General features: G+C 38.0%; 17 protein-coding genes. 10 read left to right on the top strand and 7 right to left on the bottom strand.

The genetic code is table 11. The features are described from left to right. Nucleotides 1-231 precede the first annotated feature (231 nt). The 4 genes from ACYVFA_RS22210 to ACYVFA_RS22195 all read right to left on the bottom strand — a co-directional run bounded on the left by ACYVFA_RS22210 (nt 232) and on the right by ACYVFA_RS22195 (nt 4,097). Complete coding sequence (locus ACYVFA_RS22210) at nt 232-1,233, bottom strand: zinc dependent phospholipase C family protein (RefSeq protein ID WP_460474064.1); 1,002 nt, start codon at nt 1,231-1,233, stop codon at nt 232-234. 9 nt (nt 1,234-1,242) lie between these two features. Continuing rightward, nucleotides 1,243-2,127 (bottom strand): Ppx/GppA phosphatase family protein, encoded by an 885-nt coding sequence (locus tag ACYVFA_RS22205; RefSeq protein ID WP_460474063.1) that lies wholly within the window; start codon nt 2,125-2,127, stop codon nt 1,243-1,245. 226 nt (nt 2,128-2,353) lie between these two features. Beyond that, nucleotides 2,354-3,049: a LytR/AlgR family response regulator transcription factor gene (locus tag ACYVFA_RS22200; protein WP_460474062.1), complete on the bottom strand. Its 696-nt coding sequence runs from the start codon at nt 3,047-3,049 to the stop codon at nt 2,354-2,356. Next, nucleotides 3,036-4,097, bottom strand: coding sequence for a sensor histidine kinase (locus ACYVFA_RS22195; protein WP_460474061.1), 1,062 nt, complete (start codon nt 4,095-4,097; stop codon nt 3,036-3,038). The genes ACYVFA_RS22200 and ACYVFA_RS22195 overlap by 14 nt, the downstream gene beginning before the upstream one ends. Nucleotides 4,098-4,326: 229 nt before the next feature. Here ACYVFA_RS22195 and ACYVFA_RS22190 point away from each other — a divergent pair, with 229 nt between their 5' ends. From ACYVFA_RS22190 to msrA, 3 genes are all read left to right on the top strand, one after another. After that, the gene (locus tag ACYVFA_RS22190) at nt 4,327-5,295 is read left to right on the top strand and encodes a hypothetical protein (protein WP_460474060.1); all 969 of its coding nucleotides are present in this window, start codon (nt 4,327-4,329) and stop codon (nt 5,293-5,295) included. 26 nt (nt 5,296-5,321) lie between these two features. Continuing rightward, nucleotides 5,322-6,107 (top strand): DUF3108 domain-containing protein, encoded by a 786-nt coding sequence (locus ACYVFA_RS22185; RefSeq protein WP_460474059.1) that lies wholly within the window; start codon nt 5,322-5,324, stop codon nt 6,105-6,107. A gap of 109 nt (nt 6,108-6,216) precedes the next feature. Then, nucleotides 6,217-6,882: a peptide-methionine (S)-S-oxide reductase gene (gene msrA, locus ACYVFA_RS22180; protein WP_460474058.1), complete on the top strand. Its 666-nt coding sequence runs from the start codon at nt 6,217-6,219 to the stop codon at nt 6,880-6,882. A gap of 74 nt (nt 6,883-6,956) precedes the next feature. On the opposite strand, the gene ACYVFA_RS22175 is transcribed toward msrA, so the two are convergent. Beyond that, nucleotides 6,957-8,597 (bottom strand): SLC5/6 family protein, encoded by a 1,641-nt coding sequence (locus ACYVFA_RS22175; protein ID WP_460474057.1) that lies wholly within the window; start codon nt 8,595-8,597, stop codon nt 6,957-6,959. A gap of 219 nt (nt 8,598-8,816) precedes the next feature. On the opposite strand from ACYVFA_RS22175, the gene ACYVFA_RS22170 reads away from it, so the two are divergent. The 5 genes from ACYVFA_RS22170 to ACYVFA_RS22150 all read left to right on the top strand — a co-directional run bounded on the left by ACYVFA_RS22170 (nt 8,817) and on the right by ACYVFA_RS22150 (nt 12,647). After that, nucleotides 8,817-10,070: a sensor histidine kinase gene (locus tag ACYVFA_RS22170; RefSeq protein WP_460474056.1), complete on the top strand. Its 1,254-nt coding sequence runs from the start codon at nt 8,817-8,819 to the stop codon at nt 10,068-10,070. A 52-nt stretch (nt 10,071-10,122) separates the two neighbouring features. Further along, a complete protein-coding gene (locus tag ACYVFA_RS22165) occupies nt 10,123-10,806 on the top strand; it encodes a response regulator transcription factor (RefSeq protein ID WP_460474055.1) in 684 nt (227 codons plus the stop codon). Between the two features lie 201 nt (nt 10,807-11,007). Further along, entirely contained in the window at nt 11,008-11,601 is a 594-nt protein-coding gene (locus tag ACYVFA_RS22160) for a hypothetical protein (RefSeq protein ID WP_460474054.1), read from the top strand. A 180-nt stretch (nt 11,602-11,781) separates the two neighbouring features. Further along, the gene (locus tag ACYVFA_RS22155) at nt 11,782-12,135 is read left to right on the top strand and encodes a YybH family protein (RefSeq protein WP_460474053.1); all 354 of its coding nucleotides are present in this window, start codon (nt 11,782-11,784) and stop codon (nt 12,133-12,135) included. Between the two features lie 152 nt (nt 12,136-12,287). Then, nucleotides 12,288-12,647, top strand: coding sequence for a hypothetical protein (locus ACYVFA_RS22150; RefSeq protein WP_460474052.1), 360 nt, complete (start codon nt 12,288-12,290; stop codon nt 12,645-12,647). 224 nt (nt 12,648-12,871) lie between these two features. On the opposite strand, the gene ACYVFA_RS22145 is transcribed toward ACYVFA_RS22150, so the two are convergent. Then, nucleotides 12,872-13,144 (bottom strand): FAD-dependent oxidoreductase, encoded by a 273-nt coding sequence (locus ACYVFA_RS22145; protein WP_460474051.1) that lies wholly within the window; start codon nt 13,142-13,144, stop codon nt 12,872-12,874. A gap of 756 nt (nt 13,145-13,900) precedes the next feature. Between ACYVFA_RS22145 and ACYVFA_RS22140 the strand changes: the two genes are divergently transcribed. Together ACYVFA_RS22140 and ACYVFA_RS22135 are read left to right on the top strand one after the other, a co-directional pair. Continuing rightward, the gene (locus tag ACYVFA_RS22140) at nt 13,901-14,686 is read left to right on the top strand and encodes a glycosyltransferase family 2 protein (RefSeq protein WP_460474050.1); all 786 of its coding nucleotides are present in this window, start codon (nt 13,901-13,903) and stop codon (nt 14,684-14,686) included. After that, nucleotides 14,683-15,456: a polysaccharide deacetylase family protein gene (locus ACYVFA_RS22135; RefSeq protein ID WP_460474049.1), complete on the top strand. Its 774-nt coding sequence runs from the start codon at nt 14,683-14,685 to the stop codon at nt 15,454-15,456. The genes ACYVFA_RS22140 and ACYVFA_RS22135 overlap by 4 nt, the downstream gene beginning before the upstream one ends. A gap of 188 nt (nt 15,457-15,644) precedes the next feature. Here ACYVFA_RS22135 and ACYVFA_RS22130 read toward each other — a convergent pair whose 3' ends face one another. Next, nucleotides 15,645-16,097 carry an SMI1/KNR4 family protein gene (locus ACYVFA_RS22130; protein ID WP_460474048.1) on the bottom strand — a complete coding sequence of 151 codons (453 nt, stop codon included), beginning with the start codon at nt 16,095-16,097 and terminating at the stop codon, nt 15,645-15,647. Nucleotides 16,098-16,206 lie beyond the last annotated feature (109 nt).

Genomic DNA, 16,206 nt, shown 5'->3' with positions numbered 1-16,206 from the left:
AAAATTAACTATGAACTATAGAAATTATAAAGCATCATACATTTAGAAACATAACCAAATCCCGTAGGGATGATATATCGGTAGAAAGATAAATAGAATAAATTTATAGTCCCGTTAGGGACGGTATATTCAAACAATATATCGTCCCTAACGGGACTCAATTTTTAAATCTTTCTTATTTCTACCGATATATCATCCCTACGGGATTTATTTTATTGAAATAATCTTTTATCAAAACTCCGGCTCAACCTTTAATACCGTCAATTTCCCTTTTTCCCAGGCTTTGAGGTCTTTTTTATAGTTAGATTTGTTTCTTTTGGTTAAACCTTCATCATCCAATGATTTCAAATCAGGTTTTCCGGCATTGACCCATGCGGTATACCAGAAATTGGCAGTGGCCGAAATGGCACCTTTCAGCTGTTTTTCAATCATACCATCTAGGGCTTTATGGTATAGTTCTGAATATTCTTTGGTGTAGACAGATTGATTGAATTTGTTCTTAATCAATTTACCGCTGGCATCTTTCTGGAAAATTTTATCAGCCGGAAACGTCTTTCTTAACTCTTTTTCTTTCGCCAATAGTGTGTCTGCCAATTCGTGCGAGTGTCTGATAATACGCCAGGTTTCTTTGGTTACGTCATCAATATAGCGGGCATTTTCTGTATGAAGGTTATAGGTTTCTCCATAAATTTCAGGCAATTGTGCTTCCCAGAATGCGTGGATACCTGCTTGGTTAGTCAATTGTCCGTTATGATTGCTTGAAGTATGCAATGGCATGTGAGCATCACCCAGATAATGACCTAAATCGGCAGCTAAAAACAAAGCCTCGGTTTTTCTCATGCCTTGCATCGATTTAGTCAGTTTCTCCATCACATCCTGAATATACCAGGGCAAAATACCGCTTGATTGCAATAGCTTAGTATCATATTTGGCATAAGCCAGTTTGCTGGTTTGTGGCATACTGTCAATGCTTCCAAAATCTTCAATATCTACATAGTGGCGGGGATTTTCGGCCCGGTCACTTAAGGTATATTTTCTTAAATCGGGTACATTTGATTCTTCTACCACAAAGTCCATGTGATTGTAGAAGAAAACGCGAAGCTCGTCCGGCAATGCAAAAATCGCGGATTTATTGATGTGCTGATGCCCCCACATACCCCATGAAGAGAGCATAAATAGTAGACCAACACTCGTAGCTAGAAGGGCTGTATAAGTAAAAATTCTTTTTTTCATGAGATTGTTTTATTGTTCTTCTTCCATCAAAGTTTCGTAAACCAATAGGAGAATACCGTCTTTCAGACCTAAATCAGGTACGATAATTTCGTTGGCCCCAGCCCATTTCATCACTGATATATAAATATCAGAAGCCGGAACAATCACATCGGCGCGGTCGGCATTGAGTTGGAGTTTATTGATACGTTCTTCAATGCTGAACTTGCTGATATAATTGCGTTTTTTCTCCAGTTCCTCAATGGTCGCTTTTCCCTGAGTTTTATGCTCAATCAGATTGAATAATTTGGAGATATTTCCGCCTGTACCCACGGCCACAACATTCTCATGTGTCGGAACACTTTCTTCTACCCAAGCCTGCATTTTTCGCCATACATCGGGTGCTTCTTTGTGTTCAAGCAGACGCACAGAGCCGATTTTGAAAGATTTGGCTGCTATTTTGGTGCGGCCTTTATAAATATTCAGTTCGGTGCTACCTCCGCCTACATCAATATGCAGATAGGTTTTATCTTCCGCCAGCACTACTTTGATCACATCATTAATGAGTTCGGCCTCTTTTTCACCATCAATCAGATGGACTTCCATACCTAATTCATTTTTGATTCTTTCAACGATATTCACGCCGTTTTCAGCCTCCCGCATGGCAGAGGTGGCACATATCATGTAGGCGTCTACTTCATGAAGTTCCATTAATAAGCGGTAAGCCATCAGTAGTTTTTTAATCCGGGCTTCGCTTTCGTAAGATATTTTTCCGGTGTTGAATACGTCCATCCCCAAACGCAGGGCGAAACGCACGTATTCTACTTTCTTAAAATTGATTTTGTTTTTATCATGCAATACCGAGGAAATCTGCATTCGGGCTGCATTTGAACCAATATCGATAGCGGCAATTTTCATTAAATCTGTTTTCAGTATTTAGAGCCTGTTTAACTATTGTATTTCGACCTGCAAAGGTATATTTTTTAGCAATACTGCGTTACATTTTTTCATCGTAGCTGCTGGCTACGCTTGCAAAATGCGCCTTGTCTTACTAAAAAATCTATCCTTTTCGGTCAGAAAGACAATAATTAAACAGGCTCTTAGTGGATTTGCAAAAGTAAGGTTTTTATGAAAAGTTTGTCGGTTAATTCGACAAAACGTCCCAAACTTCGTCTTTATAACCTCTTCCTATCGGAATTTGTTTGCCATTTATGTCCACTTCCGTAGCTGAATAAGCTTCAATTTTATCTTTTGCCACAATAAAAGAGCGATGTACGCGCAGAAAATTCTCGTTTTCTAATAGTTCTTCTACTTCGCTCAAAGGTAGCTTCGTGAGAATAGCCTGGGTTTTAGTGGTGATTTTTACATATTCTCTCTGGCTTTCGATATACAGAATTTCATCAAAGAATACCTTGACCATTTTCTTATTCACGTTGAAGAACTGATACTTTCTGTCTTCTGTGGCAATAGGAGTGGCAACAAAAGTAGGGGTAGTTAGCTTATTAACGGCTTTCAGAAAGCGACTAAATTCTATAGGTTTAAGCAGATAATCTAATACATTGTGTTCGTAGCCTTGCAAAGCATATTCATGATAGGCGGTAGTAAGAATGATGCGTGGTGGATGGTGCAGGGTTTTAATGAAGTCCAGTCCTTTGAGTTTTGGCAGATTAATATCCAGGAAAATCAAATCAATCGTATGATTCCGAAGTATTTCAGTAGCCAGAACCGCATTGGCACATACGGCCTTTAACTGCAAAAAAGGTACTTGCATTACGTAATCCTGTAAGATTTCGGCCGCAAGGGGTTCATCTTCCACAATAATACAGTTAAATTTTTGCATGGCTATTCAGGTTTAATTTCAGGACAATTTTAAAAGTAGAGGCGCGGTTTTCAATGGTTAACTGATGTTCGGGATACATTAATTCCAACTGTCGACGTACATTGCTTAAGCCTATTTTTTCAATAATTTCTGAGGAATTATCATCTGATTTTGAATTTTCTACACTAAAAAACAACTGGCTCTTTTCTGATTGCACTTTAATATTGATATAAGATTCGTTGATGGTTTCGCCCGCTCCATGTTTAAAGGCATTTTCTACAAATGGTAGCAATATTAAAGGTGCGATTGGTTCATGCTGGCTATCAATATCCTTAATGAAATCAATTTTCAGGCGTTGGTTATAGCGTATTTTTTCGAGTTCAATATAATCTTCCATCACGCGCAATTCTTCTTCAATTGGTATATAGGGCTTATTGGTTTCGTAGAGCATGAAGCGCAATAGTTTTGAGAGTTTCATGACTACTTCTGCTGTATCGTCAGATTTCTTGCGGGCTAATCCATAAATATTGTTGAGCGTATTGAATAAGAAATGCGGATTAGTCTGGGCTTTCAGGAAGCGAAGTTCGGTTTCCAATCGCTTTTTGGTCATTTCCTGTTCAATTTCTTTGGCTCTAAGGTTTTGTCGGATCAATTTTATGGCCAAAGCCACACCACACATAAAGCATAATAAGAAGAATGCATAGAAAACACTGGCTAGCGTATAATAGCTGGCATCAGTCATAGAAGTATGCTTTAAAATGTACTTCTGTGCAATATTGGTGATAAACAAGAAAACAGGAATAGCCACCGCAAACACCAGAATAGTGCTGCCAAGCGATTTCAGGATGCTCCATTTTTTAGATAGAAACTGCTCAGTAATATGAAATATCGTATATACCAAAGGAATTTTAACAATCAGATAGGTAGACTGGACACCTATAGCGAGAAAGAATAAAGAGAAAATATTAGCTTTAGGCTGGTTATAAGCCAATGATTCAAAATTAAGATAGGCCTTAAACAAAACATAGGCTATCCAGAAAGCAATATGATGAATGATTCGTTTTTGCATCAAAGGGTAATTGTCGACTTTGAAAGTATAAAATTATAAGAAAATATGCTGATAAAAAGACTTCTGTCTACCAATAGCCTTTTCCTCCCCACAAGTAGCAGGTTTTATAGAGAAATCTGCCGGAATATCATAAAAGTTGCTTTTTGTTGGTTGATACTGGTTGTCTGTACTTATGGCTAGAAGTATATCACATAAAGCCTATACTTTTATTCTCATAAAATAAATGGCTATGTTTCTGAACCGACAATCTCTCTTAATACTTGCGCTGTTCTTCTCGGCTTTAACTTTGATAGCCCAAAAACCTTTTACCTTGACAAACCCACCTGCCCAGGCAGAAGTATTCGGTATAAGTACAGGATTCAGTGAGAGAGATTTTGCTATTTCGCCAGACGGCAATGAGATTTTTTATACGCTACAATCTCCACAAGGTGTTTTTCAGACTATTATTTATTGTAAAAAAGGAGCCAATGGCACTTGGTCTAAACCTGAAATTGCCCCCTTTGCCGGCAAATACTCTGATTTAGAACCTGCTTTCTCTGCTGATGGCAAGAAAATCTATTTTGCTTCTAACCGACCAACGCAAGGCAATGAGCCAAAGGATTTTGATATATGGGTTGTAAGCAGAGAAAATGGGCAATGGGGTAAAGCGCAAAACCTGGGGGCACCTATCAATACTTCTGAAGATGAATTTTATCCATCTATTGCCAGAAACGGCAATCTCTATTATACAGCGGCTTATAAAACTGCCATAGGGAAAGAGGATATTTTTGTTTCAAAATTTGAACAAGGGAAATACACGCAACCCATGCCATTAGATACAGCCATTAATTCTAAAACATACGAGTTCAATGCCTTTGTTTCGCCCGATGAAGATTATATAATTTTTACGTCTTACGGCCGGAAAGATGATAAGGGCAGGGGAGACCTTTATATGAGTATCAAAGATGCCAACGGCAAATGGCTACCTGCACAGAATTTAGGCATGCTTAATTCTAACCGATTGGATTATTGTCCGTATGTGAGCCCGGATAAAAAGATGCTGTTTTTTACCAGTGAAAGAATCAATATTCCGAATGCATATCCCGGTAATCCGGTTAAGATTGATGATTTATACAAAGCCTTTACCTCACCCCAGAATGGCACGGGTGATATTTATTGGGTGAGTTTTGATGCGGTAATTAAGGGTTTTAAGAAGTAACAATAACCTCTTTTCTTATACAAACAATGATGAAGCTATTATTCACTAAACTAATTTATGCACTTATCGCATTATGCTTTTGTTTATCTTCTTTTGCACAGGATACCGTGTGGGTAGACGCTACTAAAGTAAACACCAAATACCTGAAAGAAGGAAATAACCGCTATCTGGTCTATTTTAAAATGGGCAAAGATGCCGCAAGGTCAAGACCACAATTCTGGACTAGAAATATTTCGTTTGAAAATTACAATGGCAAAGAAGCTATTGTGGTAAAACAGGAATGGGAGGACAGAGACAGCGTGATACATACCGTAAAATCGGTTTGTGATAAAAAGACATTCGCGCCACTTTATCACCAAAGCTGGTGGAAGGCACGGGGGACAGGTGAGTTTGACTTTATGAATAAAACTGCCAAAGTCAATGATATATCTATAACTGAAGCTGATACCATAAAAAACAAAAAATTTGTCTGGGAGGCATTTCAAAAAGCTTTAAATCAGTATGCCTTAAACTGGCATCTTGATCTGGAAGTATTTCCGCTGATGCCTTATAAAGCCAACACTACTTATATGATTCCATTCTATGAGCCGGGTTATATGGCACCAAAATTTGAATCTTATACCGTTACAGGTTCAGGACAATTAGAAGGATATGACACCCAGAAAGTAGATTGCTGGTTGCTTACCCATGAGTCAAAGGGATATAGAGAGGTATTCTGGATAAGTAAGAAAACGCATGAGGTACTCAAACTGGAAAATGAAATTGGCAAAGACCGGTGGCGATATAAGGTGAAATTGGGTTTTAGTGTGTAGTATCAATAGTGCATTTTTTAAGACATTTTAAGAGTTGCGAAAGCAAACCAAAATGCCCCAAAACACGTTTATATTAATAGAGAATGATTCAATTTAACTATTAATACAAATGAATAAAGGACTTGCAATTATTATAATGGTTGGCGCATTTGTCGGCGTTTTTTCTTGTAGCTATACTTCCGATGCTAATAATGCCACAACAGAGAAGTATAAAGTTCCGACAATAGATAATACGAAGTATGGCAAATTAGAGACTGCCTATTTTGCCTCTGGCTGTTTTTGGGCGGTAGAAGGGATTTTTGATAGTCTGAAAGGGGTAAAAGAGGCAGAGTCGGGGTATAGTGGCGGGAATACCAAGAACCCGACTTATCGGGACGTGGTTACAGAAACAACTGGCCATGCTGAAACTGTAGCGGTACATTATGACCCTGCCATTATCAGTTATGCCACTTTACTAGAGGTATATTTTGCCTCACAAGACCCAACGCAGGTAAACGGACAAGGCCCTGACCACGGAGATTCGTATCGTTCGGTTATTTTTTATACCAATGCCGAAGAGCAGAAATTAGCTACTGATTATAAAAACAAATTGGCAGCGTCTGGCAAATACAAAAAGCCTATTGTTGTGCAGATTGTGCTATTCAAGGCATTTTATAAAGCAGAAGCGTATCATCAGAATTACGACCAGCACCATGCTGATGAGCCTTATGTAGCTTCGGTTTCAATTCCGAGAATTGAGCGGGCGCAGGCGATGTTTCCTAAGTTGTTGAAGTAATTTATATTCATGATATAAAAACGAAAGGCTTGAGAATCCCCAAGCCTTTCTTCGTTTTATATAGTTTTGTTTTCTTACCAGAAATACCAGTATAAGAAAGTAATAATCAATACAACTACGGTTGCTCCTACGGCAAATACGCCTTTTACTTTAAACATACTTGTATCAATTTCAAGACCTTTACGTTCGTCAGGTAGAACAAAACCTAAAACAAACATAACCGCTACGCAAATAAGGAATACAATCCCCATACGGTCAAGGAATGGTACGGTTGTCCAGTCTGCAAATAGAGATAATGGCATCCAGTTATTGTGCATCGAAAGCGCAATTAAGAAACCACCCACGATAGCAAACAAGGCGCCTGCCGAGTTGGTACGTTTCCAGAAGAAGCCCATGATGAACGAAGCAAAAATACCCGGTGATAAGAGCCCGGTCATTTCCTGAATAAACTGGAAACCACCTTTTTTATCGATTCCCATATAAGGAGAAATGACAATAGCCAGAATCATCGATACCACAATAGTTACACGGCCTATCCAAACCAGGTGTTTTTCAGTCGCATTTTTACCGATATAATTTTTGAAAATATCAAGCGTGAAAATCGTAGAAATACTATTGGCTTTACCTGCCAACGATGCTACAACTGCCGCTGTTAAAGCCGCAAATGACAAGCCTTTCAAACCAATAGGTAATAGATTTAATAAGACAGGATAAGCATTGTCCTGATTAAGCGTGCCATCAGCCCCTAACATTTCTTGTTGAAACAACCCCTTCTGATACAAAGTATAAGCCGCAATACCCGGAAGTGTTACGATAACAGGCATTAATAATTTCAGGAATGCAGCAAATAAAATCCCTTTGCGGGCTGTATCAAGGTCTGCTCCCAGCGCACGTTGCGTAATGTATTGATTACATCCCCAGTAGTTCAGATTCACAATCCACATACCGCCAATCAATACCGTTAAGCCTGGCAATGCCATATAATGCGTATCTCCTTTTTTGAAAATCATATGGAAGTGATCTTCCGATTTTTCGGTCATTAATTTCAAACCATTGGTAATGCTTTCTATGCCATCATACTGGCTTGAAACCAACATAACCGCCAGATAAGTAGTAGCCAGCCCACCTACAATCAGGAAGAATACCTGAATTACATCGGTAAAACCAATTACTTTCATCCCCCCAACAGTAATAATAACCGCAAATATTGCCAGCCCAATCATACAGACTGTAAAATCAATCCCTGAGATACCAGATACTGCTAAAGCTCCTAAATACAGGATTGAAGTAAGATTTACTAAAATATACAGAGCCAGCCAGAAAATAGCCATAATCAAGCTCACGGTAGAGTTGTAGCGTTGATTAAGGAATTGAGGCATCGTAAAAATCTTGTTTTTCAGGTAAATAGGCATAAAAACAATACCTACCACAATCAATGTCGCTGCTGCCATCCACTCATAAGTGGAGATAGCCAAACCCATAGAAAAACCATTGCCTGACATACCAATCATCTGCTCGGCAGAGATATTTGAGGCAATCAACGAAGCTCCAATAGCCCACCAGGTAAGAGATCCTTCTGCAAGGAAAAAGTCTTTAGTGGAAGACTGTTTGGCTTGTTTTTTCTTGTAAATCCAGTAGCCATAAGCTGATACTACAATAAAATAGAAGAAGAAGACGGCGTAATCGAGGGAACCGAGAGTTTTTAATTCTTGCATAGTGCTTAGGGAAATGAGAAATAGTATTTTGTTTTGGAATAAGATTCTTTCAACAGAGCAAATAAAGGTAGAAAATTTTCTTTTTCAAAGGGTAGACAGTTAATTTAAAAGAATATTTAGATTTTACATAACTTTTTTAATAACCACTCACTAAACTTATGATTAAAATTTTGTCATTAAATGTTTTCTTGTATAATTTTACGAAAAAACTATCCCGTTTTGAATAGAAATACCATCCGACTTCTGATTATACTCGGCACGCTTTCAATCACGGGAATCATCGCTGTACAAGCCTATTGGGTAAAGCGTGCATTCGATTTAAAAGAGCAACAGTTTCGCCAGACTGTGATGATCTCTTTACGAAATGTTGCGAACAAAATCTCCTCCTTGTACAAGCTTTCCAGTATTGAGAACCCCGTTAGTCAGCTTTCATCCGATTATTACGTAGCCAATTTACGCATACCCCTAGATGCCGATGTGCTGGAGCATTACCTGAAAGAAGAGTTTAAGAAACAAAATTTACAGACTGATTTTGAATATGGTATCTATGATTGTAATACCGACAAAATTGTAGATGGCGCGCATATCAACTCTGATTTTGAAGAGAGTACGGCATTGAAAAAGACCTTACCCAAAACCGATAAATATCTCAATTACTTTGGGGTCAGGTTTCCCAGTAAAGCTAGTTTTCTGGCTGCTCGCCTCGATATATGGGTCATTTCTTCTTTGATAACGCTGGTCGTGACCGCCTTTTTCGGTTATTCGATGTTTGTGATTCTAAGACAGAAACGGCTTAGTGAAGTACAGCGGGATTTTATCAATAATATGACGCACGAATTTCAGACGCCTATATCTACCATCAGAGTAGCCACAGATGTTTTGAGTCAGGCTAAAATAATGGAGCAACCCGAGCGTTTGAAAAAATATGTGCATATCATCAGACAAGAGAATAACCGGCTGAAAAATCAGGTTGAATCGGTGTTGAATACGGCTCGCATGGAGCGTGGCAAAATGGATTTGAATATCCAGTTGCAGGAATTGCACAGTGTGATCAATGACGTGACCGAAGGTGTAAAAGCAGAACTGGAAGATTCGTTAAGTATTGAACTAAACGCTACCCGAACCAGCATCTATGCCGACCGCACGCAATTGATAAGCCTGATACGCAACCTGCTCGAAAATGCCATTAAATACTCAGGTAAAAAACCTTGTATCAAGATAAAAACCGAGAATATAGAGGAGAGTCTGGTACTATCAATCAGCGATAACGGCATTGGGATAGCCAAAGAACACCAGCATAAGATTTTTAATAAGTTCTATCGGGTACCTACCGGAAATACCCATAACGTGAAAGGTTTCGGGCTTGGGCTAAGCTATGTGCGAGAAATTGTGAGGGCGCATAAGTGGGAGATAGAAGTGGAGAGTGAGCCAGGGCAGGGGAGTACGTTTACTGTAATTATGAAACAAGAATAAGAAACGGTTGGATTGATAATTTTTACCTCGTTTCTACATCTATAAACTAAATATGCCTAAAATATTATACGTCGAAGACGATCCCAACCTTAGCTACGTAACCAAAGATAATCTTGAAATGGAAGGCTATGAGGTGATACATTTTCAGGATGGAAAAGAAGCCTGGAAGAGCTTTACCAAAGAAAAATATGACCTATGCCTGCTGGATGTGATGCTGCCCGAATTAGACGGTTTCTCATTAGCCGAAAAAATCAGAAAACAGAACCAACAGATACCGATTATTTTCCTGACTGCCAAAGGAATGCAGGAAGACCGCATTGCCGGCCTGAAAGTTGGTGGAGACGATTATGTAACCAAGCCTTTCAGCATCGAAGAACTCAACCTGCGCATTAAGGTATTTCTGAAACGGAAAGAGGTGAATAAAGAAGTAACCGAAGGCAATGGCAAATGGAAACTAGGTGATTATGAGTTTAACTATGACCAGCTTTCACTTAAATCGGATACTAAAGCAGAGCAATTAACGCATCGTGAAGCTGAGGTTTTGAAGTTTCTATGCGAAAGAAAACATCAGGTGATTAAACGCGATGAGATATTGACAGCCATCTGGGGTAGGGATGATTATTTTCTGGGCAGAAGTCTGGACGTATTCATTACCCGCCTGAGAAAAATGCTATCTGACGACCCAAAAATCAAGATTGAGAATGTGCATGGGATTGGGTTCAGGTTTACTTGTTAGGTGATTGAGATAATTTTATATACGAATCCCACTGGCTTTGGCTGGTGGGATTTTTTTCATTTCGGAAGGATTCAGATTTAATCAGATGATTTTCATTGTTGATAGTGAATATGCTTATTAAAAAATAATATAGACTTTTTTCTAGTATCCTTATTTTTTTATTAATTTGGGACATTAACCCTTTAAATAACAATTTACCCTATGGAAAGTACAAGTACTAAGAAGAAACTAAAATGGTATCATTACATTTTTATTTTTATTTTGTTTGTAGCATTAGTTAATTTATGTACAAATACCAAAAAAGACAAAATAGATACTGAAAACGAAACAACAGCAGAATCCATAAAAACTGAAAACAAAACCGAAGCAGAAGAAACTAAGTGGGTTTACAAGGAAGAACCTGATAAAATGACCTCTAAGGTTGTTTATATGGCAACAATTATAGCAAACAATAAGCTGGATTTCCAATTTCCGTATAATGGTGGATCAGAAGCTTACTTAATGATTCGGAAAAAGGATGGCTCAACGAATATAGCCCTTAGGGTTTCGAAAGGCCAGTTTGTATCAAGCATTAGGGGTGGTTCCGTAAGGCTAAGATTTGATAAGGAGCCTCCGATTACTATATCTACCTCTGAGTCTTCAGATGGTAGTTCCGATATATTATTTTTAAATTCAGAAAGTAAGATTATTAGCAAGCTCAAAAAATCAACTTCACTTATTATAGAAGCCGAGTTTTTTAACGAAGGTAACAGAATTATTGAGTTCACAACTAAAGATTTTAAATGGAATCATTGATATAGTATACAGGTTCCCACAGCAAGTAAAGTATTAATCCCATTGGCTTCGCTGGTGGGATTTTTTTTGTGGATTAGTATCCAAAATCAGCAATTTTAATTAGGTGATTGAAAGACCCGAAATTATATTTGCTTGCTACATACCGGAGTATTACAACATAGCTAACAAAAATTGAAAATTATGATGAAAGTTGATGTACAAGCATTTGCAGAGGAATGGGTTGCCGCATGGAACTCGCATGACATAGAGAGGGTATTAAGCCATTATAGCCACGACTTAGTGATTACTACACCCATGATAAAAACCATTATGGGTATTGAAGATGGCTCCTTATCAGACTTTGCTGCCATCAGAAACTATTGGGAAACAGCCCTGAAAAAAGTGCCGGATTTACATTTTGAACTATTTGATGCTGTAGCCGGAGTTAATTCGATAGCAATCTACTATAAATCTATCATGGAGAAACGGGTGATTGAAGTCATGTTTTTTGATGACAATGGAAAAGTGAATCAGATGTATGCGCATTATTCGTGAGGGTAGTTTTTAGAAGACATTGTATAATCCCATTGGCTCGGCTGGTGGGATTTTGCTAGTATACAGACATTTATTCCGAAATATTATTAAGGCTATTCTAAAAATGAGTAGCCTTTTTCACTAATTTCACAACTCATTTTAAACCTAACTCAATGCGAGCGTATTTACTATTGTTTTCTATTGTTTTTCTAACTTCCTGCGGACACCAACTGAAAGATAAAGCACAAGCTATTCATACAACCGATAGCACAACCCTTGGGCAATGGATGCCTCCCAGTAAAGATATTGTGGATGTAACAATCTATAAAAAAGAGGGTAAGGTATTTCTACACCAGAATTTTAATGATAAATCAATAATTAATGAGGAAATGGTGGTGGAATCGACAGATAATGTAATCACATTAAAATATAAGGAGCTTATAGCTGATCAATATATGATTATTGATAAAGACGGAAGTCTGAAATGGGTTACACCCGATGGCCGTGAGTATGCGAAATCTAAACCTAAATGAAACAAAACCCTGGCAAGCGTCAGGGTTTTGTTTTGTATTTTATTAGGTTTCATAAAGCAACCGCTCTTTAAAAAATGTCGAAAATGGTAGAGACGTAATGCAATACGTCTCCAAGAGTCTATCCAATCTAATATATATAATTTTTGGAGTAGATAGGCCATGCGACGTATCGCAATACGTCTCTACAAAAAGAACGCTTATTTCTTGAACCTGATAAAAATAACTTAATCTTTCAATACCTCACGCTGATTAAGCTGCTGAATCAACTTTTGAACCGATTCTTCCGAAGGAGAGGAGAAGTCTTTTATCCCTTCTATTGCCTCCTGGCCTAGTATAGCAGCTCTTGCCAGCATTTGCTCTTCATAGGCTTCCAGAGCCGCTTGTATGGTTGAGAATTTGCCATTCGTTAGGTACTCGCTTAAATCCAGTGCATCAAGCATAGCTGTATTAACTCCCTCACCTGATGGAGGCATCAGATGTGCGGCATCTCCGATCAATGTGAGGTTGGGTTTTGTCTCCCATTTTTGGTCTAAAGGGAAGTAGTTTAATGGTCTTGGTACAAAATGTTTACACGCTTTAAAGAGGGTGAAAAATACCGGGTTCCAGTCTTTGTAATAATGAACCAGATAAGCGTTACATTCTGAACAGCGAATGGAATTAGTCGTCTAAGTTAATAAAGAAAATGCCATTATACCAGTGTATACTGAAGTCTGCACTTACGTAGAAATTATTATTTATAATCAGTTTTTGGTATTATTATCAAAATTAGTTTTAAACAAGTTATCATTCAAAAACCTGTTCCGGCAATTAATTTTTATTTAATTCCTTTTTTTATTCAAATTTCAATTCAGTTTTTTAAATTTGTCTGGAAGTTTTTACTATCCTATTATTTAAACGTAACCATTATGAAAGATTCACTCTTGATTCCCCCTGCTCTTCGGCAGAAGGGCCATTCTCCACCTACGCGTTCGGAACAGAACAAATACCCACAAATTTTGCAGATGACTAGCGGTAAAACTATTGCTTAACAGACGGTTTTATTCATTGTTTATTCCTGTTTTTATCAATTACGATAAAGCGTCAGAACTATGGTCGTTTGGCTATCTGATGCCTGATTGTTGCTGATAAAGATGATTCTTAGTAATAACTATTCCACGCTCACTATTGCAGGTGAGTTGTGCTGATGGGTTTGCTATGTATTTCCACACACGAAAAAATGTCAAACTCTCATTAACCTAATCTTTGTGTGAAATATGCAGAAAAATACAAGTAAAATTCCGCTATCAATCATTACCCTAACCCTTAATAATACCAGAACACTGGATGGTGTCTTGAAATCTGTGGCCGATTGGGCTGATGAATTATTGGTTTTAGACTGTGGCAGCACAGATGAAACCGAAGCCATTGCCCGAAAATATGAGGCAAATTTCCTTTATCGCAAATTTGATAGTTTTGGTAAACAAAAGGCCTATGCTGTTTCGAAGGCTAAACATGACTGGGTTTTCATTGTAGATTCAGATGAAGTAGTGAGTGAAGAACTGAGAGAAGAGATTCTGGATGCTTTTCAGAGCCCGAATTATGAGGGCTTTATGGTGCCTAATACCCTGGTTTTCTTAGGTAAACCTCTGCGCTATGGACGTGAATATAAAATGCCTCATCTTCGGCTGTTTAACCGGAAACATGGCAACTATAACGACCGGGAGATTCATGAAGATGTGGTGTTGAATGGAAAAAGAGGGATGCTGAAAAACCATGTTTTGCATAATAGCTATGCCGATGTGAGCGATTATCTGAATAAAATAAATAATTATAGTACGAAAGGAGCAGTTGAATTGCACAAGGCAGAAAAAAAGGTGTCTGTTCTGAAAATAGTGACCGGATTTCCGGTGAAATTCATGATTGAATACCTGGTTCGATTGAATTTTCTGAATGGCTATCGGGGTTTTGTGTGGTCGCTTGGGCAAGCCTTTAGTACAACCATGAAATACATTAAATTACACGAGATTAACCAGGAAAACTTTAGATCGGAGTTGAGATGATATATATATTCATTGCTATGGCATTGGGTGGAGCTCTTTGGTTATTTCTGCTAAAGGCTTCCCGAAGAGGTTTTCCTGTTCTGATGTATCATAAAGTTTTACCTGATCATAGGGATGGTTTAACTGTAAGTGTTTCTCAGCTGGAGGAACACTTGCAGTTTCTGCAATCGAAAGGGTACCAGATTTTGCCTTTGGAACGGCTGGTATCCTGTGTTTTAGAGAAGGATGAATTACCGGCAAAGCCTGTTTTTATTACTTTTGATGATGGCTATCTGAATAATCTGGAGTATGCCTATCCGATATTACAGGGGTATAATGCGCCTGCCACTATTTTTCTGCCAACCAACTATATTGGTCAGAAAAGTAGTTGGGATGCAGCAGCCGACGATTTGATGAGCATCCATCAGTTAAAGTCTTTAAGCCCTGCGCTTATTTCTTTTGGCTTGCATTCTCATACCCACCGAAACTATAAAACATTGGGTATTGACGAAATAGCAGAAGACCTGCAGAATAATATCCGCTATTTTGAGGAGAGTAATTTACCATTCGTACCAGCCTTTGCTTATCCGTATGGCGGCAGGCCTAAAAACAAAGCATTGCTCCAGCAAATGAAAGAAAAAATGCAGGCAATGGGCATTGTGATGGCCTTTAGAATTGGCAACAGACTGAACCCATCGTTTAGGAATGTTTATGAATTACAGCGAATTGATATAACGGGGAATGATTCTTTGGAAGTGGTTGAGCGGAAGTTGAGGGGGAAAATGTTTTAAGATTGATTCTTGAAATTATTTTCCTATTCTATAACTTTTAGGTTTGAGCCCAATTACTTACGTCAGCCAGTTTTCATAAATACAATGTTAGTGGCAACTTTGTTGATTTAAATAAATATAAACTTTATGCGTTCATAAGTTTCAAAAAATATGGAGATTATATGGACATAAGTAGCTAATACTCCATATCAGTTATATGCGCCGGGACCAGGTACAAGTGTTTTAACATAGTCAGAGAAAAAATCATCTGTTTTTATAATTTCAGAACCGGGACCATCTGCACCAAAAACATACACAGGGGGATTCTCCCCTTCATTATTTTTTATTAGAATAAAACTCTCATCGCTCATAGCAACAATTATAAAACTATCTTCATATTGAGAAACCGAACCAAAAGACTCATTATAGATGGCTAAGATTTCCTTAGAATACTCTTTTATAAATTTGTAGTTCCAATAACAAAAACCTTGTAAAAAGTATGCATACGCCGGCTTTTTGACCATAAGAGATAGTAATTCTTTGTATGCTTCCGGGAAAGAGAAACCATAAAATCTTTCCATCTCTTCAATTTCTTCTTTTGTACAACCAACATTATCCTTATATTGAAGAAACCATTCGGGTAGTTCGTTTAAGTATTTCATTGGATAAATATGGTTTTATTCTGAACAATAATTTCCAGTTCAATATTTTGGAACATTTTCTTGAACTGATTTATAATTTTGGCCTTGAAATAAACTAAAAAAGTCCTCC

This window comes from Emticicia fontis (assembly GCF_054779675.1).
Note: the sequence above shows the minus strand (reverse complement) of the source record. Positions and strands in the feature narration are given on the sequence as shown.